Source organism: Streptomyces flavofungini, from assembly GCF_030388665.1.
In the GTDB taxonomy this organism is placed as follows: domain Bacteria; phylum Actinomycetota; class Actinomycetes; order Streptomycetales; family Streptomycetaceae; genus Streptomyces; species Streptomyces flavofungini_A.
In genome coordinates this window covers 6,455,143-6,473,925 of sequence record NZ_CP128846.1, presented here as the reverse complement: position 1 = coordinate 6,473,925, position 18,783 = coordinate 6,455,143, and the positions used below count along the sequence as shown (strand labels likewise).

Sequence of the window (18,783 nt, the reverse complement as noted above, 5' to 3'; positions counted from 1 at the left end):
ACCGATCCGGCCCCGCCGACAAGCTCACCCAGTCCGGCCAGGAGACCGCCATGAACCAGCCCTCCGACGCCCCCGGCGGCACCCGCACCCCGGAGGTCGTCTACCGTGACGCGCCGCCTCTGGCCAGCCCGGTCTTCGAGATAGGCGGCCTGTCGGTGTTCTACGGCGACCACGAGGCCGTACGCGATGTGAACATGCACATCGGTCACCGTCAGATCACCGCGATGATCGGCCCCTCAGGCTGCGGCAAGTCCACCGTCCTGCGCTGCTTCAACCGCATGAACGATCTCATCCAAGGGGCACGCGTCACGGGCAAGATGCGCTACCACAACGAGGACCTCTACGGCCGCGAGGTCGACCCCATCGAGGTGCGCCGCCGCATCGGCATGGTCTTCCAGAAGCCCAACCCGTTCCCCAAGTCCATCTACGACAACATCGCCTACGGGCCCCGGGTCGGCGGCTTCAAGGGCAGTCTCGACGACCTGGTGGAGCAGACCCTCACCCATGCCGCCCTGTGGGACGAGGTCAAGGACAAGCTCAAGACCTCGGCCCTGGCCCTGTCCGGCGGCCAGCAGCAGCGGCTGTGCATCGCCCGCACCATCGCGGTCAGCCCAGAGGTGATCCTGATGGACGAGCCCTGCTCGGCCCTCGACCCGATCGCCACCGCCAAGATCGAGGACCTGATGGAGCACCTCGCCCAGGAATTCACGATCATCGTCGTCACACACAACATGCAGCAGGCCGCGCGGGTCTCGCACCGTACGGCCTTCTTCACCGCGGCCGTCGACGAGGCCACCGGCGACCGCCACGGGCGGCTCGTCGAGTACGACGAGACGGCACGCATCTTCACCGATCCCTCCGACCAGCGCACCGAGGACTACATCTCCGGCCGCTTCGGCTGAGACGAGGTCCCGTGTGCCGCCTCCCTTTGCGCACCCCCCACGTGAAGGAGCTTCACGGGTGACACCCGACGCACACCGGGCCGCTCAGCCCGTCGCGCGCATCAGCATTCCGAGCGGCCCGGGCGACGGCAATACCGCCGATCTGCTCCTCGCCGAGCCCGACGAGGACCTGGCCGCCGAGGCCCTGGCCCGCTTCGAGAGCGCGGGCATCCGCACCGTCCTCTGCCACGACGGCGCCGAGGCCCTGTTGCAGGTCGGCGCCTGCCGCCCCCGGGCTGTCCTGCTCGGCGCCCCGCTGCCGGTGGTGAGCGCCGCGCGGGTCACCGAGCTGATCGCCCGGCTCCACCCGGTGCCGGTCCTGGTCGGGGCCGGGCCGGAGGGGGCCGAGGAGGCGGCGGCCGCGGTGGTGGCCGGCGCGATCGCCTTCGTGGCCCGCCCCTACCGGGCAGCGGAGATCGTCCCCCTGGTCGTGTCCGGCAGCCGGGAGGGTGCGGGGGCGGGCCAACCGCTCATGGTCGGCGACATCGAGCTCGACCCGGCGGGCTTCCACGTCTACGTACGCGGGCAATCGCTGCACCTGCCCGTCCGTGAGTTCATGCTCCTGCGCTACCTGATGGAGAACGCCAGCCGAGTCGTCAGCCGGGCCGAGCTCACCCGCGCGCTGTGGGGCACCGACGCCCTCGACAGCAACACCCTCACCGTGCATGTGCGCCGGGTCCGCATCCGGCTGAGGCAGGACGGCAAGAGCTGCTGCACCATCGACGCCATCCGTGGCATGGGCTACCGCCTGGAGTGCGGCAACGCTTGCTCCCCGGCAGCTCCGCCCACACCGTCGATCACCCCGGCTCCCACCGCGTAGGTCGCGCTCACTCCTGGATCACTCCGCTTGGCAGCAGCTCCCGCGCCAGTTCGTCGATCCGTGCGGCCAGCCCGTCCCGCACCGCCCGCGCGCTCTCGATGTCGAGGCCGGTCAGATCCGGCATGTTCCAGTCGAGGTAGCGGCGCCCGGGCCGGATCGGGCACGCGTCGCCGCAGCCCAGCGTGATGACGACGTCGGCAGCCGTGACGACCTCGGCGGTCAGCGGCTTCGGGAACTCCTCGCCCACGTCGAGGCCCTGCTCGGCGAGCAGTTGCCGGACAACAGGGGCGATGTCCGTGCCTGGAGCGGAGCCGGCGGACAGCACCCGGATCGCGGCGCCCGCACGGCGGCGCATCAGGGCGGCGGCGAGCTGCGAACGCCCCGCGTTTTCCGTACAGACGAACAGCACCTCGGGCACCGGCTTCGGCGAGAGCCCCATGCCGCGGGCCAGCGCACCGAGCCGCTGATCGGCGAACCGCTCGACCAGGACCGGCAGATGGAGCTCCACACGGGCGCGTGCCGCGAGCAGCCAGGAGCACTCCTCGACGTAGTTCTCGACCGTTTCCCGGGAGAAGGACCTGCTGTGGCGTGCAGCCAAGCGGGCGGTGAGGCGTTCGAGTACGGGGGTGAGGTCACGCAGGGGCGGGGCGGCGCGGTGGGGACCGCTGGGAGGGTTCGGCTCGCGCATGGGGCACCTCCTTGGTCGGCGGCCTGGCGCACCCCGCCGCCATTGATAATAGATGTGTATCTATTTATTGGACAGAGGGCGACCCAAGTGAACGCCCGGTGAACAACGCCCCCGCATGCACTCTCGAACACTTGGTGGGGTCAGAGTCGCGCTTATGGTGAATAGATGGCTATCACTGAACTGGGCGCCACAGCGGGGGCGGACGAGACGCAGGGCGAGACCTGCAGTCCCGGCCTCGCGTGCCTGCTCATCGAGCGCGACGAGGCCAAGCGTCTGGCCCTCATGCTCAAGGCCATCGCCGACCCCACCCGGCTGCAGATCTTCCGCATCATCGAGCGCGCACCGGCGGGCGAAGCGTGCGTCTGTGACCTGGCCGACTGCCTGGGTTTCCGGCAGCCGACCGTCAGCCACCACCTGAAGCTGATGACCGAGGCCGGCCTGCTGAACCGCGAACGCCGCGGCACATGGGCCTGGTACTCGGTGAACTACGACGGCCTGAACAGGGTGCGGGCGATCCTGAACCCGTCGGCCGTGGCCGCCGCCACGGCATGACCCCGCCACGGCCGTGCTCGCCACGGGCCGTCACCTCGCGTGGTCGTTGACGAAGTCCCCCATGAGCGCGGCGACTTCGCTCGACCTGCCCTCCATCGGCAGAAGTCCGCCTCGGGCGGGGTCTCCGTGTCGCCCAGGCCCAGCAGGTCGGGGGCCACGCACCGGAAGCGCGACCTCAGCGTCGGGACGCCCCGGCGCCGGACGAAGGACGAGAACGGGCAGCCGCGCAGCAGGACCACCGGCGGTCCGGCGCCCTCATCGACGCATGCGACGCGGGCCTCACCGACGTCCGCATACCGCTTGACCCATGGTTGTTCCGATGCGGTCGCCACTTCCCACCGGCCTTCCCCCCTCAGGCACGGCGCCATGTCCGGCACCGTCCTCGGGCAACCGGGCGTGGATCCCCTCCTCGCCGCCAGGCGGTGACGGGCTCCGCCGTCGCGGGTGCGTCGACGAGAGCCGCCGACGAAGACGGCGCCACCGAAGGCGAGAGGCTGGAGGTCGGCGCGGGCGGTGTGGAGCGCGGCGGCGCAGCCCGCGGGGCCCGAGCCGATGACGATGACCTCGCGGACGCCCCGGGTCACGCTCACACCTTGGGCTCCGGCCGCTCCGGCGCGATCTCCTTGATCAGCCCTTCGACGAGCTCCTTGATCTCGTCGCGGATCGGGCGCACGGCCTCGACTCCCTGACCGGCCGGGTCGTCCAGCTGCCAGTCCAGGTACCGCTTGCCGGGGAAGACCGGGCAGGTGTCGCCGCACCCCATCGTGATGCACACGTCGGACTCCTTGACCGCGTCGACGGTCAGGATCTTCGGGGACTCGGCGGAGATGTCGATGCCGACCTCGCGCATGGCCTCGACGGCGGCCGGATTGACCCGGTCCCCGGGGGCAGAACCGGCGGAGCGGACCTCCACCCGGTCCCCGGCCAGGTGATTCAACCACGCAGCGGCCATCTGGGAACGGCCCGCGTTGTGGACGCAGACGAACAGCACGGAGGGCTTCTCGGGCATCAGGGGCCTCTCTCGCCTCAAGAGGACATCAGGTGTGACTGACGTCAGTATCTAGTGGTATCAGGTGCGACTGATGTGAGAGTATCAGCCCATGATGACGTCAGTCGACACTGAACTGATCCGGGTCCTGGCCGACCCGCTCAGGCTCCAGATCGTGACCCTGCTGGCCCGCGAGACGCTGTGCACCACCCACCTGGTGGAGGAGACCGGCGCGAAGCAGACGAACCTGTCCAACCATCTGAGAGTCCTGCGCGAGGCCGGGGTCGTCGAGACAGAGCCCTGCGGCCGGTTCACCTACTACAGGCTGCGGCCGGACGTCATCGCCTCGCTCGCCGGACAGTTCGCCGACCTGGCCGAGACCGCCCGCACCGCCGCCGACAACAAGAGGGCCTGCCCGTGACCCGCACCGAAGCACCCGCGACCACCACCGGGGAGTCGTCGGTCGTCCAGAAGCTGTCGACGCTCGACCGCTTCCTGGCCGTCTGGATCCTCATCGCCATGGCCGTCGGCCTGGGGCTCGGCAGGCTCATCCCCGGCCTCGACGACGCCCTCGCCAAGGTCGAGATCGGCGGCATCTCCCTGCCGATCGCGCTCGGCCTGCTGGTCATGATGTACCCGGTCCTGGCCAAGGTCCGCTACGACAAGCTCGACGCCGTCACGGGCGATCGCAAGCTCATGATCTCCTCGCTGGTCATCAACTGGGTGCTCGGCCCGGCGATCATGTTCGCCCTCGCCTGGATCTTCCTGGCCGACCTCCCCGAGTACCGCACCGGCCTGATCATCGTCGGCCTCGCGCGCTGCATCGCCATGGTCATCATCTGGAACGACCTCGCCTGCGGCGACCGCGAGGCCGCCGCCGTCCTGGTCGCCCTCAACTCCGTCTTCCAGGTCCTGGCCTTCGGCCTGCTCGGCTGGTTCTACCTCGACCTGCTGCCCGGCTGGCTCGGCCTGGGCGACGGCGAGCACCTCGACATCTCCCTGTGGAAGATCGCCCTCAACGTCGTCATCTTCCTCGGCGTCCCACTGCTCGCAGGCTTCCTGACCCGCCGCATCGGCGAGCAGAAGCTCGGGCGCGAGAAGTACGAGGCCGACTTCCTGCCGAAGATCGGCCCGTGGGCCCTGTACGGCCTGCTGTTCACCATCGTCATCCTCTTCGCCCTGCAAGGAAAGACGATCACCTCGCAGCCCCTCGACGTGGCACGGATCGCGCTGCCGCTCCTGGTGTACTTCGCGGTGATGTGGTTCGGCGCCTTCGCCCTCGGCAAGGCGATCGGTCTGGCCTACGACCGCACCGCGACCCTCGCCTTCACCGCGGCGGGCAACAACTTCGAGCTGGCCATCGCGGTCGCCATCGGCACCTTCGGCGTCACCTCCGGCCAGGCGCTCTCCGGCGTCGTCGGCCCGCTGATCGAGGTGCCGGTCCTGGTGGCGCTCGTGTACGTGTCGCTGGCGTGGCGGAAGAAGTTCACGGCCGACCAACTGGGTTCATGACGCGGCACGTCGACGTGGTGGTGATCGGCGGCGGCCAGGCCGGGCTCGCCGCCGGTTACCATCTGCGCCGCCTCGGCGTCGACTTCGTCATCCTCGACGCCCAGGACACGCCGGGCGGCGCCTGGCAGCACGCCTGGGACTCGCTGCACCTGTTCTCCCCGGCCGCGTACTCCTCCCTGCCCGGGCGCCCCATGCCCCCGCAGACGGGGCAGATGTACCCCGACGCGGCCCATGTGGTCGGCTACCTCACCGAATACGAGCACCGGTACGAGCTGCCGGTACACCGGCCCGTCCGGGTTTCCGCGGTCCACCGGGAGGAAGACGCGTTCCTGCGCGTCGAGACCGACTCCGGCACCTGGCGGACCCGGGCCGTCATCAGCGCCACCGGCACCTGGTGGCGCCCCTTCCTGCCCGCTGTTCCCGGCCGGTCCGGCTTCCGTGGACGGCAGTTGCACACCGTCGACTACCGCGGCCCGCGCGACTTCGCCGGGAAGCAGGTGGTCGTGGTCGGCGGCGGCAACTCCGGCGCGCAGATCGCCGCCGACCTCGCGTACGACACCGAGCTGACCTGGGCCACCCAGCGCCCACCACGCTTCCTGGCCGACGACATCGACGGCCGCGCCCTGTTCGACGCCGCCACCGCGCGGCGCCGCGCCCTCGACCAAGGGCGGGCAGACAGCGGCGGTGTCGCCTCGCTGGGCGACATCGTCGCCGTACCGCCCGTGCGTGAGGCCCGGGACGCGGGGCTGCTCAAGGCGTCGCCGACGTTCGCGCACCTCGACCGTGACGGCGTCGTGTGGGCGGACGGAACGCGGGCGGACGCGGACGCGGTCATCTGGTGCACCGGTTTCCGCCCGACGCTCGGGCATTTGGTGCCCCTGGGGCTGCGGGGCCCGCGCGGCCGCATCCCCACCGTAGGGACGCGGGCTGTGGACGAGCCCCGCCTGTACCTGCTCGGCTACGGCGACTGGACCGGACCCGCCTCCGCCACACTCATCGGCGTCGGCCGTCCGGCGCGGGATACGGCCCGCTCCATCGCAGAACTGCTCACCGAGCGGTGACGAACGCGTCGGAGGGCTTCACCGCAACGTCCTGACGACCTCGCGCACCTCGGCGGCGACGGATTCCGGCAGCGGCGCGTAGTGGATCCTGGACAGGGGCCGCTGTCCGGCACGGCTGGCGGTGTAGGTCAGGAACGACTTGAGGGCGGGCAGGGTGTCGGGCGCGTTGCCCTTGTCGCACACGATCTCGTACGCCACCAGGACGATCGGATACGTACCGGCGGCCGAGGTCCGGTAGTCGAACTTCAACGTCATGTCCTTGCCCGCGCCCACGACTTCGGCGGCGGCGATGCCCGCGGACGCGGTCTTCGTCGTCGCCGGCACGGGCTCGCTGCCCCCGGTGTCGATGCGCGCGCTCTTCATATGGAACCTGGTCGTGAAGGACAGTTCGAAGTAACCGATGGAACCGGTCGTGGAGTTCACCGTCCTGGCCGCGAGATCCGAACCACTGGCGGAATCGCCCCCGCGCCCCTGCCACGCCTTCTCCGCCGGATGCGACCAGACCTCGGGGGCCGCGCCCGCGAGATACGCCTGGAAGTTCTGAGTGGTGCCCGAGTCGTCGGAGCGGTGCACCGCCCGGATGGGCATCGACGGCAGCACGGACTTCGGGTTGAGCCTGCGTATGGCCGGGTGGTCCCAGGTGGTTATCTTCGAGTCGAAGATCCTGGCGAGCGTCCGCGCGTCCAGGACCAGGTCCTCGACACCGGGCACGTTGTAGCCGAGCGCGATGGGGCCGCTCAGCATCGGCAGGTTGATCGCGCGGCCGCCCGGACACACGCCCTGCGCGGGCTTGGCGTTCTCCGGCTTGACGGGGGTGTCGGAGCCGCCGAACGCGGTGGCGCCCCGCATGAACTGCGCGACTCCGGCGCCCGAGCCCAGGGGGTTGTAGGCGATGCGCACCGGCGGACAGGCACGTTCGTACTGCCCGATCCAGTACTTCATCGCGTTCTGCTGAGCGGTCGACCCCGAGCCCGGCACCTTCCCGCTCCTGGCGCAGTCGGCCCGCGCCACGGCCGACGAGGCAGCCGATGCGCCGGAGCCGCCGTCGTCGGCCTGCCACCGCCAGCTCAGCACCCCGCCGGTCGCCGCGACCACGGCCGCGGCCACGCCGACCGGCAGAAGACGATTCCGTTTCCCGCGCCGATGCTGCACCCCTGGCCCCCTTCGGAAGGCGTACGGGTGGCGGATGGGGACAACGTCATGAACCGGCCGTCGACTCACGCCGCCACGTACCAGGAGATAGATGTTTGCCTATGCAGTCTCGGTGGGGGCGACGCTCAGGCGAACGTCTGCTGACACGTTCCTGTCGCGCCGGGGGTGCTGATGTGACGCAGGCTCAGCGGAGGGTGAGCAGGTTCCCCATCGCGGCGAGGACCGACGGCTCCACCCGGTAGTACACCCAGGTCCCGCGCCGCTCGGAGGTGAGCAGTCCGGCTTCCTTCAGCTTCTTCAGGTGGTGCGAGACGGTCGGCTGGGAGACCCCGACGTCGGAGATGTCGCACACGCAGGCTTCGCCGCCCTCGTGCGAGGCCACCGCCGAGAAGAGCCGCAGCCGGACCGGATCCCCCAGTGCCTTGAACATCGGCGCCGTCCGCTCGGCCTCCTCGGCGGTGAACGGGCGCTCGGTCAGCGGCGGGCAGCACGGCGCCACGACCTCGGCGGCGTCGGCGTCGGCGTCGGGTCCCAACAGCGGCAGCACCTTGGTGTTCGACATACATCTATGTTGACACATGTCGAACTAGTGCGCCCAGGACCGGCGCCCTCTCAGCCCCGGCGCAGGTACCCGGCCAGGCGGCGGGCGACCCGCTCCGCGTCCCGGCCCACCCCGCGCAAGGAGTTCGACGACAGGCTGCGCTGCCACTCCAGGCCGACGTACGCGAGGCCGGGGTGCGTCAGCGACACCCCTTCGCGATGGCGTGCAGCAGGGTGCCGGTGAAGCCCTCCAGGCCCGGGAGCGCCGGGCGGTACGGATGCCCGAAGGCTCCGGACGCGGCCACCACAGTCCGGGCCGACAGCCGCTCGCCGTCCTCCAGCGCCAGCGTGAACGCGCCGCCTTCGGCATGGACTTCGCGCACCCGGGCCCTCGTCCGGATGTCAGCGTCCAGGCGGTCCGCGTAGCGCAGCAGATAGGCGGCGACCTCGCCCCGGTGCGGGTAGCGATCCGGATCGCCACCGAACGGCATCCCGGGCAGGGAACCGCACCCGGCGGGAGAGAAGAGCGTGAGGCTGTCGTAGTAGCGCGGCCACGATCCCGCCGCCCGCTCGGACGCCTCCAGCACCACCGGCTCGAGCCCCACCCCGAGCAAGGAGTGCTCGGTGGCCAGCCCCGACTGGCCGCCCCCGATCACCACCACGTCCACGTGCCCCATGAAGCACACCTCGCTGATTCGATAGATGTCTATGTTGACGCTCATCGAATCAGGTGGCATGCTGACCGCGCAAGACATCGACAGAAGTCGAAACAAAGGGGAATCTCGTGAGCGCGCCCACTAACGATCAGCTGCCCGTCGTGGTCATCGGTGCCGGACCGGTCGGCCTGGCGGCCGCCGCCCGCCTCGTCGAGCGCGGCCTCGAACCGCTGGTCCTGGAGGCGGGACCGTCGGCGGCCACCGCCGTGCGGGAGTGGTCGCACGTCCGGCTGTTCTCCCCCTGGAGTGAGGTGGTCGACCCGGCCGCGGAGAAGCTCCTGGCTCCGACCACCTGGGTGCGCCCGGACGGCGCCACGTACCCGACCGGCGGCGACTGGGCCGGGCAGTACCTCCAGCCGCTCGCCGACGTCCTCGGCGAGCGGGTCCGCTGCGGCGCGACGGTGACCGGCGTGGCCCGCGCGGGCCGGGACCGGATCGTCGATGCCGACCGCGCCGAGCAGCCCTTCACCGTCCACATCCGCACCGCCGAGGGCGGCGAGGAGCGGATCGGCGCCCGTGCCGTCATCGACGCCTCCGGCACCTGGTCCACACCCTCCCCACTCGGCGCGAACGGCCTGCCCGCCCTCGGCGAGAGCGCGGCCGCCGACCATGTCTCCTACCAGGTCCCGGACCTCAAGGACCCAGCCGTGCGCGCCCGTTACGCGGGCAAGCGCACCGCCGTCGTCGGCTCCGGCGCCTCCGCCTTCACCGCCCTCGCCTACCTCGCCGACCTGGCCGAGCAGGAGCCGGACACGCACGCCGTGTGGATCCTGCGCCGCGGGCTCGGCGCCGACACCTTCGGCGGCGGCACGGCCGACCAGCTCCCGGCTCGCGGCGCACTCGGCCTGCGGGCCAAGGCCGCGGTGGACGACGGACACGCGTCGGCGGTCACCGGCTTCCGCACCGAGGCAGTCGACCGGGACGGCGACCAGGTCGTACTCGTCGCAGAGGACGGCCGCCGCCTGGACCCGGTCGACGAGGTCATCGTCCTCACCGGCTTCCGCCCCGACCTGACCTTCCTCTCCGAAGTCCGCCTCGGCCTGGACGAACGCCTCCAGGCACCGACCGCGCTCGCCCCGCTGATCGACCCCAACGTCCACTCCTGCGGCACCGTCTACCCCCACGGCGTGGCGGAGCTCTCCCACCCGGAGAAGGACCTCTACCTGGTCGGGATGAAGTCCTACGGCCGCGCCCCCACCTTCCTGGCCCTGACCGGCTACGAGCAGGTGCGCTCGATCGCCGCCGCCCTCGCCGGTGACCAGGAGGCCGCCGAGCGCGTCGAGCTCACCCTCCCCGAGACCGGGGTCTGCGGCGGAGCGGGCCTCTTCGACGAACCCGAGAACACCGAGCAGGCCGGGGGCTGCTGCGCCGCTCCCGCCACCCTGCAGATCGGCGGCGCGGCCGGCACCTCTGGGAGTTGCTGACCGTCGTGACCGACCTCGGCACCCGCGAGGACGCGACCGGAACGGGGGACCGGTCGCGCCCTCGCGCCGCCCTGCCCGCCCTCTGCGCCACGCAGATCACGAGCTGGGGCATCGTCCACCACGCCTTCCCGGTCCTCAACGCCCGCATCACCGCCGACACCGGCTGGTCCGCGACCAGCACCACCGCGGCATTCTCCGCGGCGCTCCTGGGCTCGGCCGCCGTCGGCACCCCGGCGGGCCGGCCGCGTCCTCGACCGCCGCGGCCCGCGCGCCGTGATGACCACCGGCTCCGTGCTCGGCGTCACCACCGTGCTCAGCCTCGCGCGCGCTCCCAACCTGGCGGTCTTCACAGCGGCTTGGCTCCTTGCGGGCGTCACCATGGCCACCACCTTCTCTCAGCCCGCCTTCGCCGCCCTCACCGGCCGGTGAGGCGAGAACCGCGTCCGCGCGCTCACGGTCGTCACCCTCGCCGGCGGCCTGGCCTCCACCGCCTTCGCACCCTGACGGCCGTGCTCGCCGAACACCCGGGCCGGCGCACCACGTACACCGTCCTCGCCCTGATCCTCGCCGTCGTGACCGTCCCCGCCCACGCCCTCATCGCCGCAGGAGGCATGACCACGGCAGCTCTGGCCATCACACCGGGCCCGTACCCACTCCTACTGCTCCTGGCCATCACAGCAGGCCTGGTCCGCGGCAACCTCACCCGCCTCCACGCCACCGCCGTCACCGACCGCTGGGGCACCACCAACTACGGCCGCCTCTCGGGCATCCCCGCCGCACCCGTCACCATCGCCAGCGCCCTCGCCCCGTTCGCGGGTGCGGCCCTCGCCCCGTTCGCGGGTGCGGCCATCGCCGGGCCTCTCGGCGGCCACCCCGGCCTCTTCGCTCTCCTCGCCGGTGTCTCCGCCGCCGGTGCGGCACTCGCGACGGCCGCAAACACACGGGGGCGCAGATGACGCCCCAGCGAACCCCCGGCCTCATAAACGATCAATGCCATCGGGTCGGCAGCCTGGTGGGACCGCTGGTCATGCACGAGCACGATCAACCCACGGGCCGCCCGGCACCAGGGCGCCCAGCACGGCCAGCAACTGCGGCGGCTCAACCGGGTCTGCCAGCGAGCCCAGATCCGACCACGCTATCCACACGTGCGTGTCCAAATTGGTCTGCTCATCGGGGAGCAGACCGGTCCGCACGAGCGAGGGTCGTTCGCCGGCGAACTGCGCGACGAAGAAATACTCCGTCCCGGTGTACCGCTTGCCGTTCCACCGCACATCACGGTCAACCAGCACATACCGATCACGTACCGCAGCCGGATCGAGTCCGGTTTCTTCGCCCAGCTCACGTCGTGCCGCCTCCAGCGGCGTCTCGCCCGGCTCCATGCCGCCACCGGGCGGCTCCCAGAGCCATGTCCCGTCGAACGGATCACGCCAGCGCAGAAGAAGCAGGCGATGGGCGGCGTCCAGACAGATGACCCGGGCCGCGGGCCGGTGCGTTGTTTCCACCACCCTGACGCTATGGGGCACTCGAAACATCGATCAAGGCCTGAGCTGCGTTGATCGACATCTCAAGCACGGCTCAGCTCGGGCGGTTTGATCAGGGAAGTGATCAGCCATCTACGTTCGGCGCGCGGGCCGGGGGCACAGGGCGCGATCGCCGCTGCGGCCCCGGGCGCGGCGATCCCATCGCGCGGATGACGGGCCCCAAGAGACTCTGCCGTTGAGGATCTTCCCGTCGTCCACAGGTGAGCGACCGATCCCAGCGTGAGGGTATGAGCAGGGCCAGCAACCGCCTCTCGCGGTCCGTGAGTTCCTGTCGACCCACGCCGGCCATGAGCAGATGGCCAGCGGTCAGGCGCGTACGTCCCGCTGCTGCACTTCCTTGAGGACCGCCGCCACGGTGGCGAAGTCGTTGTCCACGTGGAGCACGGTGTGGCCGTGATGGACCGCTGTCGCGCACACAAGAAGATCGACGGCTCCGGCGGCCCGGTGCTGTGCCCGCTGGGTGAGCTTGTACTGCGCCGTATCGACCCAGCGCCACGCGTTCTTGGGCACCGGCGAGAACTGGCAGAGAGCGTCCAGCTCTTCGGCCAGCTCATCCCGGTGGGCCGGGCTGGTCGCCGAGTAGAGGAACTCCGCCCTCGTGGGCTCACAGATATGGAACACGCCGGCGGCGATGTGCCCTTCCCAGGGCCGCAACGCCCCCGGCGTACGGAAGAGGTGCCACAAGGCGGAAGTATCGAGAAGGTACGTGATCACTCGAAGGCTGCCCGCCGGGCGTCCTTGGCGGCGCCATGAGCAGCAGCAGCGGCCTCGAACTCGCCCCGCTCACCCCGCGCGGCCAGCTTCTCGGCGGCCTCAAGCCTCTTGATCCGCGCCACGTAGTCCCGCAGAGCCGTGTTGACGGTCTCCTTCTTCGTCGAGACACCCATCAGCCGCATCGCCTCGGCCAGCGCCTCGTCATCGAGATCGATCTGGGTAACAGACATACCGGCCACCCTTCACCGCGAGTCCATGATGTACATAACCAAGCTACATCACCAACATTCCTCGCGACAGCCCCCCACGCACGAGACAGACGCGATCCGACCGCCCGGACGAAACGGCCATTTCACCGGAAGGGCCGGGGGCACAGATGTTTCATGGATGAGCCGTGGGACCGTCAACCACAGCCCCCACCGAGGTGTACCCCCAAAGCCCCAGGCCACAAGGGGATCAGAGACCCGGCAGGCCGCACAGGCGCACGATTGCCTCACCGAGGTGAGGCAACTGCCTCACGCAAAACAACCGCCCTGCCGCATTTCCGCAGGTCAGAACGTTTCTTCGTAAGTACTTCTGTGGGGCGGGTGGGACTCGAACCCACGGCCGACGGATTATGAGTCCTTCGAGGATCTTGGCGGCTCTTGTCGATCATCGCCGAAACTGGCCGTTTTACCAGGTCAGAAGGCATGCGCTGTTCCTGCCCTCATGGACCCTTGTCGGTCTGCTCCTCTCCTTGCGTCCGGAACGTGTCCCGAATACGTCCTGGCTGGACGCCTTCGCGTGGAGGCCACGGGCATCGCTCCCGATGAGCCAGGGGTCATGAACCTCCGCGCGGCGGATTCCCTTTCCAAAGCGAAGAGGCTCCGCCCTGGGTCACCGGGCGGAGCCTCAATGCCTGCTCTAGCAGGCCAAGTTCGCCTAACCAGACTACAAGAACACGCTGCGCCCCTCAGTCGTCTTCCGGCATGGGGGCCGGCTCGGCCCTATCCATCCGCTCCTGCGTCCAGTACCTCTCGACAGAGTCGGGGTCGGGGTTCGTGCGTACACTTGTGCTGCCGCTGTCAGGCGATGGGGGCGTGTTCCCGTTGGTGCCGACTGCTGTCGCTCGCCAAAGCACTCCTGCTGTGACCAGCGCGACAGCAACTCCTGCCGTCAGAGCGATCTTTCGCTTTTTGGAGGGTCCCATGGCTTTCCTCCCGGGTGGGCCGCTGACAGCGTAGTGTCAGGGTGCGCGCGTGGCCACTGACGAGACCGTCATGACGGCTGGCTGTTGCGGTCGGGGTTAGGTTTCGCTTCCTTGCGCCTTGAACATCTTGTGGACGCTCTTACCGAAATAGGGGCTTCGGTTCCAGCCGGTACTGACCGTCGTACTGAATACACCGTTGATGTATCCCAGCCCAGTACTAGCGTTGTATTCGCGCAGCCATGGCCCGCCGCTCACCCCACCCCCGAAGTTACAATCAATTTCAATTCGGCCATCCAAGAGGCCGACACGCTTCGTGGTGTCTTTGCACCACCACTGAATTCTTCCGAAGTCACGATTGATGGGGTACCCCCAAGCAGTTACGCTCTGGTTGCGACTATAGTTGTACGATAACCCATTTCCGCCGGTGACGTTGATGAGCTTCTTGCCATTTCGAGGCCAAGTGGTGACCATACCCAGGTCCCAGTGCAGGTTGCTCTTTTCAATCCAGCCGTTGAAGGCCCTGAACTCCTTGGCCGCAAATGTGCCATGGGGGCGTGCGCCTGCTCGATACTGGGGGACATAGGTCCAGTTTTTTACCCATTTCCCTTTCCGACCGTTCTTGCCGCCCTCATTGACGCAGTGTCCGGCAGTCACAACCATCTGCTTCGACGGGCTGTTGACGGCACTTGCCGAGCAAGCGTATTCCTTGCCGTCAGACTTGGTGTAGAACACCTTGCCAACGGAACTCGTCTCCTCCAGGGCTATCGAGTCGCCAGCATCGGCGACTGGCGGTGCGGGAGGCGTAGATTCTGGGGTTCCGTCAGTATCCTCCTGATCGTCGTTCATCGACGGATCCGAGGCGTCGGCCGACGGGGCGTCGGCAGGGATGGCGTTCTCCATCCGCTCCGGAGTCCAATACTTCTCGACCGACTGCGCGGCATCGACTGTGTCGACGTCGGTGCCATCTGAGAGTTCCGGAACGGCTTCGACTGTGTCTGATCCGAGAGACGGTGGCTCGGCGCTCGGCTGAGAGGCGGCGGGTCCCCCTAACCCGAGGACGAGCAGTGTAGCCACGAAGGGAGACAAGAGGGCATGTCTTAATCGGCGCACTTGAGCCTTACCTTTCCAATAGAGGGCAGGACGGCGACTCTTGAACGAGCCGACAGGTGCTTCGCATCCGTAACGTAGCGAAATCGTTCGAACGTACGCAGTGGGCGATCGCGTCAATCCGCCGCAGCTCCAAGACTGCAACTCGGCCGGTCGGCACGTCGCGGCATGCCCCGCAACGTAGGAGCCGGGCATGCCGACGCCCCGTGAGCAGCGCGGAGTCCGACCGTTCCCGCAGGTATGGGTATGGCCTGAACGAGACAGCGGCGCCGTGACTGGTCGATCGAAGCGGCACAGCTGCAGCGGCACCTCACCAGCCTGGCCTGTGGCCAGGCTGGTGGCTCTCATTCCCCCTGCCCGCTGCCGCGCGCGCTCCCGCGTTCTAATCGGTTCCCAGACGCACACTCTCGCTCAACGCGCTGGCTACGGAGTTCGGTTCGGAATCGAACTGCACCTTGGGTTCACCGTCAGACTCTGGTGCGGGCTCGGCTTCGCCCCCCCTCCCCGGGGACGGCCGGAGGGCTGCCACGCCCGGCGGTGACTGTGGCCAAGGCGTTGTCGAAGAGGTCGACCCATGGCCGGTGGCCGACGTAGCGGGGCTTGTATTCGAAGGCGGGGAGGAGGTGGTCTTCGAGGGTGCGCAGGATGATGTCGGTGGGATCCTCGTCGTCCTCGCTGAGGAGGGAAGTCGCCTTGTTGTACCGGTGCCCTTCGGGAAGGCGGGCGGCTGTGCGGGCTTCGTGAGTGGCTCGTTTGGTTGGGGCGGGGGCGTCTTGTTGCGCGGGCACGGCGCTTCCGGTGATCCACAGTTGGACGGCGGTTCCGCCGAAGACGGGGCGGAAGCTGATGGCTCGTCCGTCGGTGTAGATCAGGTGGGCTGCGCCGTCGTTGGGTGCGTTGGGGTCGAGGGTCCAGTCGCCTTCGAGGCGTTGGGTGAGGGTGATCGCCGTTTCTCGGACTGCGGCGTCGGTGATGAGCATGGCGCTCCTCCAAGAGGTCTGCTGGGGTGGGCCCGCCCTGTTCGGGCGGGCCCTGTGTTGCTAGGCGGGGCGTACCTTGTCGCCCTCACTGAGGAGCATCGAGAGGGTGGAGCCGCTGTCCCAGTCGACGTCGAGCTGGCGGAGGGTGGCGCTGTACCTCTTGACGGTGCCTTCGTCCCCCGGAGCGAGTTCGGTGTATCGGTCGGCAGTGCGGACAAGTGCGATGCGGTCGCCGGGCTGGTAGGGCATGTGTCGCTCCTTGATTCACGGAGGGGTTCCCCCCTTCCTTCCGATTCTATTCTATATGCATTGCGGGCAGGGGCAAGATCTTCTCCAAGCAATTCTTGAGATTTCCGCAGGTCAGGCAGCTATACCTTGTAGCAGCGCCTGGACTTTCCGCACCGCCGTGAGGATGGCCGCCTGCGCTTGCAGCTGGTCGCGCCGCTCCAGGGACTCGCGTGCCTCCTTGGATGCTCTCGCGTAGACGTTGCCCTCGTGCAGCGTGTCGCCACACGCGACCAGCACGTGCGGTCCGAGATCCCACAGGATTGCGTTGACCGCGGCCCCGGCCGCAGCGAGCGGGTCAATGTCCGTCAGCGACCACCCGAATCCGTGCGGATCGACACCGTTGTCCCGAAGGACCTGCGCAGCCGCTCGGTACATTCCGCCCGTCCCGCCCGCGGGTTCGTCGAAGGTCATGCTGGTCTGGATGTCCTTGACGTCGAGCATCATTCGCGCCATCAGTTCGGCCATGTCGGGCGGCGTGTGGACTTCCGCGAGTGAGTCGTGAGCACCCGGTGAGCGCATGATGGTCAGCAGGGCGCCCATAATGTCCGTGGTGGAGCGGAGGTAGGCGTCGCCGCTGGTGGTGAGGTGCAGGAGGCCCCGGGTCACGGCGGCTTCGACGACTGCTCGTACGGCACAGGTGCGCCTGGAGTCTGGCTCCTCATCGTCGACCCATCTGTGCAGGGGGGTGGCCCTGTCGATGAGGTCGGGGCGAATGATCCACCAGCGGGCCCAGCACTCGCGAAAGGCAGTGAGGAGCTGGGTGTCGTCGAGGCTGAGCCACCAGTCGGCGGCAAGGTACGCGTCCGGGCCCCGCAGTGGCCACAGGGCGAGGGTGGCGACGACGCCCAGGGGGACTGCGATGCTGTCGCCGCCCTGGTTGTGGTGCCAGGCGTAGCTGACGGCTTCGGCGATGTCGAAGGCGGTCTCGTGGGGGTTGCGGTGCACGGGGCGGTAGTGCCCAAGATTGGTCCTGACCGGTGTGAGGTTCGGCCGGCGTGGTGGGTCGATGGTCACGGGGGCGGGCGCCGGCGGAAGGTCGACGAGGGATCGTCGGGGCGCGGCGGCGGGGGCGGAAGGTGACGGAGGTGGCTCGTCGAAGTCTTCGGCGAACAGGTCGAGCTGGCTCATGCAACGGTTCCTCGCGGTGAGCGCCCGTGTCGGCCCGCCGAGTACGGGCCGACACGGGCTAGCGGTCAGTGATTTCCCATCGCGCGTTCGGCGCGGCGGGCCTAGTCGGTGCGCCTGAGAGCCATCAGGACGCCCTGGACGAGTAGCGCGGCCAGGTCGTCGTCGGTGATCTGGGTGAGGGTGTCCGCCAGGGTGAGGTGTCTTTGGTCTGCGGGGCGGTAGGGGTGCCCCACGGCGAGGGTGAGCACAATCTCGGCGGTGAGCTCGTTCGTCGCTTCCTTGGTGAGGCCGAAGGTCCGACCGATGCGGTGGACGGCTTCGGAGTTGCCGAGGAGCGCGGTCTTGGGTAGGGCGCGGTGGATGGCTGTCGCGGCGGCGGCTTCCCGCTGTACGTATGCCTCCCAGTGCAGGCGGCCATCGGCCTCTCGGTCCGCGATCAGCAGGGAGCTGGAGGTGAGTGTGGCGGCGAAGCGGGTGGTGGGTATGGCCAGGCGGAGGTAGTGGTCGCAGGCGTGTCCGGCGAGGGCGACGGCGGGTTCCTGGGCTTCGGCGTGGAAGTGCTTGAGGGTGATGCGCTGTGCGTTCTCCACGATGTCGGGGTGGATGCCGTGCCGTCGGGCGATGCGGGCACGCAGGGCTTTCAGTGCGATCGAGTTGTGGTTCACGGGGTCTCCAAGAGGTCGGTGTCGCGGTGTTACTGCTGAGCGATGTGGGCGTTTGCGGCGGCCCGTCGTTCGGGGTTGGCGACGAGGTCCTCCGACCAGAGGCGCGCGGCGATGTCGCCCGCGGTGTCCTTGTCGGGTGCGGTGACCCTGTAGGCGGACTGTCCGGTCCGTTCCAGTTCGGCGTTGCGCTCGTCTCGTGCGGTGTCGTCTTCCGGGGCGGGCTCGACGGCGACGATGTCCATCTGGGCGGGGTTCGGCTCGCGGTAGGTGACCCACCACTGCGTTGTGTTCGGGTTGTTCACGGTTCTCCTTGGGGCGTCGGGTAGGGCGGGTTCAGCCCTGTGTGGGCGGCGAGGGGTAGTGGGCGAGGAAGTCGGCCATGGCGCGGGTGATGTGGTCGATGAGCGTGCGGATGCGGCGCTTGTCTCCGCGCAGGTACAGGGCCAGGTCGAGGAGTTGGGGTGCGCCGGTGTAGTTGAGGAGCTGCCGGTACTGCTCGACGGTGAGCGTCGCGAGGTCGCCCGGGCGCAGGGCCCATGCAGCGGTCGTGGCGTGGTCCACGAGGCGGGCTGCGTCGCGGAGGAGGTCGTCGTCGGGGGCGCGGGTGAGGAAGAGCAGGAGCATGGCGCCGACGTGGTGGTCGGGTGTCTCGATCGTCGGGATCGCGGGGCGCGGGGGCATGGGTTCTCCAGGTGTGTGAGTGAGGGGGGCGAACACCCTCGAAAACTTCTTTTCTATATGCATTCGAGATATGGGTATCCTCCCCCGAGGCGGCAG

The 18,783-nt window shown here is 69.1% G+C and carries 23 protein-coding genes and 1 pseudogene; 8 read left to right on the top strand and 16 right to left on the bottom strand.

Annotated features, from left to right (window positions below; all coding sequences use genetic code 11):
- Positions 1-50: 50 nt before the first annotated feature.
- Together pstB and QUY26_RS27625 are read left to right on the top strand one after the other, a co-directional pair.
- Positions 51-902, top strand: a complete 852-nt coding sequence (pstB, locus tag QUY26_RS27630; protein WP_289956087.1) for a phosphate ABC transporter ATP-binding protein PstB — start codon at positions 51-53, stop codon at positions 900-902.
- Between the two features lie 58 nt (positions 903-960).
- Positions 961-1,761: a winged helix-turn-helix transcriptional regulator gene (locus QUY26_RS27625; protein ID WP_289951259.1), complete on the top strand. Its 801-nt coding sequence runs from the start codon at positions 961-963 to the stop codon at positions 1,759-1,761.
- A 7-nt stretch (positions 1,762-1,768) separates the two neighbouring features.
- Here QUY26_RS27625 and QUY26_RS27620 read toward each other — a convergent pair whose 3' ends face one another.
- Positions 1,769-2,449 carry a low molecular weight phosphatase family protein gene (locus QUY26_RS27620; protein WP_289951257.1) on the bottom strand — a complete coding sequence of 227 codons (681 nt, stop codon included), beginning with the start codon at positions 2,447-2,449 and terminating at the stop codon, positions 1,769-1,771.
- Between the two features lie 165 nt (positions 2,450-2,614).
- Between QUY26_RS27620 and QUY26_RS27615 the strand changes: the two genes are divergently transcribed.
- Positions 2,615-3,001, top strand: a complete 387-nt coding sequence (locus tag QUY26_RS27615) for an ArsR/SmtB family transcription factor (protein WP_289951255.1) — start codon at positions 2,615-2,617, stop codon at positions 2,999-3,001.
- A 586-nt stretch (positions 3,002-3,587) separates the two neighbouring features.
- Here QUY26_RS27615 and QUY26_RS27605 read toward each other — a convergent pair.
- Positions 3,588-4,010, bottom strand: coding sequence for an arsenate reductase ArsC (locus QUY26_RS27605; protein WP_289951253.1), 423 nt, complete (start codon positions 4,008-4,010; stop codon positions 3,588-3,590).
- Between the two features lie 91 nt (positions 4,011-4,101).
- Here QUY26_RS27605 and QUY26_RS27600 point away from each other — a divergent pair, with 91 nt between their 5' ends.
- The 3 genes from QUY26_RS27600 to QUY26_RS27590 are packed head-to-tail and all read left to right on the top strand — an operon-like array spanning position 4,102 to position 6,562.
- Positions 4,102-4,410, top strand: coding sequence for an ArsR/SmtB family transcription factor (locus QUY26_RS27600; protein ID WP_289951251.1), 309 nt, complete (start codon positions 4,102-4,104; stop codon positions 4,408-4,410).
- Positions 4,407-5,501 (top strand): ACR3 family arsenite efflux transporter, encoded by a 1,095-nt coding sequence (arsB, locus tag QUY26_RS27595; RefSeq protein WP_289951250.1) that lies wholly within the window; start codon positions 4,407-4,409, stop codon positions 5,499-5,501. Before QUY26_RS27600 ends, arsB begins: the two co-directional genes overlap by 4 nt.
- Positions 5,498-6,562, top strand: a complete 1,065-nt coding sequence (locus QUY26_RS27590; RefSeq protein WP_289951248.1) for an ArsO family NAD(P)H-dependent flavin-containing monooxygenase — start codon at positions 5,498-5,500, stop codon at positions 6,560-6,562. The genes arsB and QUY26_RS27590 overlap by 4 nt, the downstream gene beginning before the upstream one ends.
- Before the next feature lie 18 nt (positions 6,563-6,580).
- Here QUY26_RS27590 and pstS read toward each other — a convergent pair whose 3' ends face one another.
- From pstS to QUY26_RS27570, 4 genes are all read right to left on the bottom strand, one after another.
- Entirely contained in the window at positions 6,581-7,669 is a 1,089-nt protein-coding gene (gene pstS / locus QUY26_RS27585) for a phosphate ABC transporter substrate-binding protein PstS (RefSeq protein WP_289951247.1), read from the bottom strand.
- Between the two features lie 229 nt (positions 7,670-7,898).
- A complete protein-coding gene (locus tag QUY26_RS27580) occupies positions 7,899-8,276 on the bottom strand; it encodes an ArsR/SmtB family transcription factor (protein WP_289951244.1) in 378 nt (125 codons plus the stop codon).
- Positions 8,277-8,326: 50 nt separating this feature from the next.
- Positions 8,327-8,464, bottom strand: a complete 138-nt coding sequence (locus QUY26_RS27575) for a hypothetical protein (RefSeq protein WP_289951242.1) — start codon at positions 8,462-8,464, stop codon at positions 8,327-8,329.
- Positions 8,455-8,976 carry an NAD(P)-binding domain-containing protein gene (locus tag QUY26_RS27570; RefSeq protein WP_289951240.1) on the bottom strand — a complete coding sequence of 174 codons (522 nt, stop codon included), beginning with the start codon at positions 8,974-8,976 and terminating at the stop codon, positions 8,455-8,457. The genes QUY26_RS27575 and QUY26_RS27570 overlap by 10 nt, the downstream gene beginning before the upstream one ends.
- 62 nt (positions 8,977-9,038) lie before the next feature.
- Here QUY26_RS27570 and QUY26_RS27565 point away from each other — a divergent pair, with 62 nt between their 5' ends.
- Both QUY26_RS27565 and QUY26_RS27560 read left to right on the top strand, forming a co-directional pair.
- Positions 9,039-10,394 carry an NAD(P)-binding domain-containing protein gene (locus tag QUY26_RS27565; protein ID WP_289951237.1) on the top strand — a complete coding sequence of 452 codons (1,356 nt, stop codon included), beginning with the start codon at positions 9,039-9,041 and terminating at the stop codon, positions 10,392-10,394.
- A gap of 5 nt (positions 10,395-10,399) precedes the next feature.
- Positions 10,400-11,350 (top strand): annotated as a pseudogene (locus QUY26_RS27560) (MFS transporter).
- A 69-nt stretch (positions 11,351-11,419) separates the two neighbouring features.
- On the opposite strand, the gene QUY26_RS27555 reads toward QUY26_RS27560, so the two are convergent.
- The 10 genes from QUY26_RS27555 to QUY26_RS27510 form a co-directional block, all read right to left on the bottom strand.
- On the bottom strand, positions 11,420-11,896 hold the full coding sequence (locus QUY26_RS27555; RefSeq protein ID WP_289951235.1) for an NUDIX hydrolase: 477 nt from the start codon (positions 11,894-11,896) through the stop codon (positions 11,420-11,422).
- Between the two features lie 345 nt (positions 11,897-12,241).
- On the bottom strand, positions 12,242-12,649 hold the full coding sequence (locus QUY26_RS27550) for a PIN domain nuclease (protein WP_289951232.1): 408 nt from the start codon (positions 12,647-12,649) through the stop codon (positions 12,242-12,244).
- Entirely contained in the window at positions 12,646-12,879 is a 234-nt protein-coding gene (locus QUY26_RS27545; RefSeq protein WP_289951230.1) for a type II toxin-antitoxin system VapB family antitoxin, read from the bottom strand. The genes QUY26_RS27550 and QUY26_RS27545 overlap by 4 nt, the downstream gene beginning before the upstream one ends.
- A gap of 1,055 nt (positions 12,880-13,934) precedes the next feature.
- Positions 13,935-14,912, bottom strand: coding sequence for a trypsin-like serine peptidase (locus QUY26_RS27540; protein ID WP_289951229.1), 978 nt, complete (start codon positions 14,910-14,912; stop codon positions 13,935-13,937).
- A 500-nt stretch (positions 14,913-15,412) separates the two neighbouring features.
- The gene (locus QUY26_RS27535) at positions 15,413-15,925 is read right to left on the bottom strand and encodes a hypothetical protein (protein WP_289951227.1); all 513 of its coding nucleotides are present in this window, start codon (positions 15,923-15,925) and stop codon (positions 15,413-15,415) included.
- Positions 15,926-15,985: 60 nt separating this feature from the next.
- A complete protein-coding gene (locus tag QUY26_RS27530; protein ID WP_289951225.1) occupies positions 15,986-16,174 on the bottom strand; it encodes a DUF4314 domain-containing protein in 189 nt (62 codons plus the stop codon).
- A 111-nt stretch (positions 16,175-16,285) separates the two neighbouring features.
- Entirely contained in the window at positions 16,286-17,341 is a 1,056-nt protein-coding gene (locus QUY26_RS27525; RefSeq protein ID WP_289951224.1) for a hypothetical protein, read from the bottom strand.
- 101 nt (positions 17,342-17,442) lie between these two features.
- Entirely contained in the window at positions 17,443-18,006 is a 564-nt protein-coding gene (locus QUY26_RS27520; RefSeq protein ID WP_289951222.1) for a hypothetical protein, read from the bottom strand.
- A 29-nt stretch (positions 18,007-18,035) separates the two neighbouring features.
- On the bottom strand, positions 18,036-18,308 hold the full coding sequence (locus QUY26_RS27515; protein ID WP_289951220.1) for a hypothetical protein: 273 nt from the start codon (positions 18,306-18,308) through the stop codon (positions 18,036-18,038).
- A gap of 31 nt (positions 18,309-18,339) precedes the next feature.
- Entirely contained in the window at positions 18,340-18,687 is a 348-nt protein-coding gene (locus QUY26_RS27510; RefSeq protein WP_289951218.1) for a hypothetical protein, read from the bottom strand.
- Between the last annotated feature and the right edge of the window lie 96 nt (positions 18,688-18,783).

Coding starts and splice junctions, on each gene's coding strand:
- pstB (WP_289956087.1), top strand. CDS start 51: ATGAACCAGCCCTCCGACGCCCCCGGCGGCACCCGCACCCCGGAGGTC.
- QUY26_RS27620 (WP_289951257.1), bottom strand. CDS start 2,449: ATGCGCGAGCCGAACCCTCCCAGCGGTCCCCACCGCGCCGCCCCGCCC.
- QUY26_RS27615 (WP_289951255.1), top strand. CDS start 2,615: ATGGCTATCACTGAACTGGGCGCCACAGCGGGGGCGGACGAGACGCAG.
- QUY26_RS27605 (WP_289951253.1), bottom strand. CDS start 4,010: ATGCCCGAGAAGCCCTCCGTGCTGTTCGTCTGCGTCCACAACGCGGGC.
- QUY26_RS27600 (WP_289951251.1), top strand. CDS start 4,102: ATGATGACGTCAGTCGACACTGAACTGATCCGGGTCCTGGCCGACCCG.
- QUY26_RS27590 (WP_289951248.1), top strand. CDS start 5,498: ATGACGCGGCACGTCGACGTGGTGGTGATCGGCGGCGGCCAGGCCGGG.
- QUY26_RS27580 (WP_289951244.1), bottom strand. CDS start 8,276: ATGTCGAACACCAAGGTGCTGCCGCTGTTGGGACCCGACGCCGACGCC.
- QUY26_RS27570 (WP_289951240.1), bottom strand. CDS start 8,976: ATGAGCGTCAACATAGACATCTATCGAATCAGCGAGGTGTGCTTCATG.
- QUY26_RS27545 (WP_289951230.1), bottom strand. CDS start 12,879: ATGTCTGTTACCCAGATCGATCTCGATGACGAGGCGCTGGCCGAGGCG.
- QUY26_RS27535 (WP_289951227.1), bottom strand. CDS start 15,925: ATGCTCATCACCGACGCCGCAGTCCGAGAAACGGCGATCACCCTCACC.
- QUY26_RS27530 (WP_289951225.1), bottom strand. CDS start 16,174: ATGCCCTACCAGCCCGGCGACCGCATCGCACTTGTCCGCACTGCCGAC.
- QUY26_RS27525 (WP_289951224.1), bottom strand. CDS start 17,341: ATGAGCCAGCTCGACCTGTTCGCCGAAGACTTCGACGAGCCACCTCCG.
- QUY26_RS27510 (WP_289951218.1), bottom strand. CDS start 18,687: ATGCCCCCGCGCCCCGCGATCCCGACGATCGAGACACCCGACCACCAC.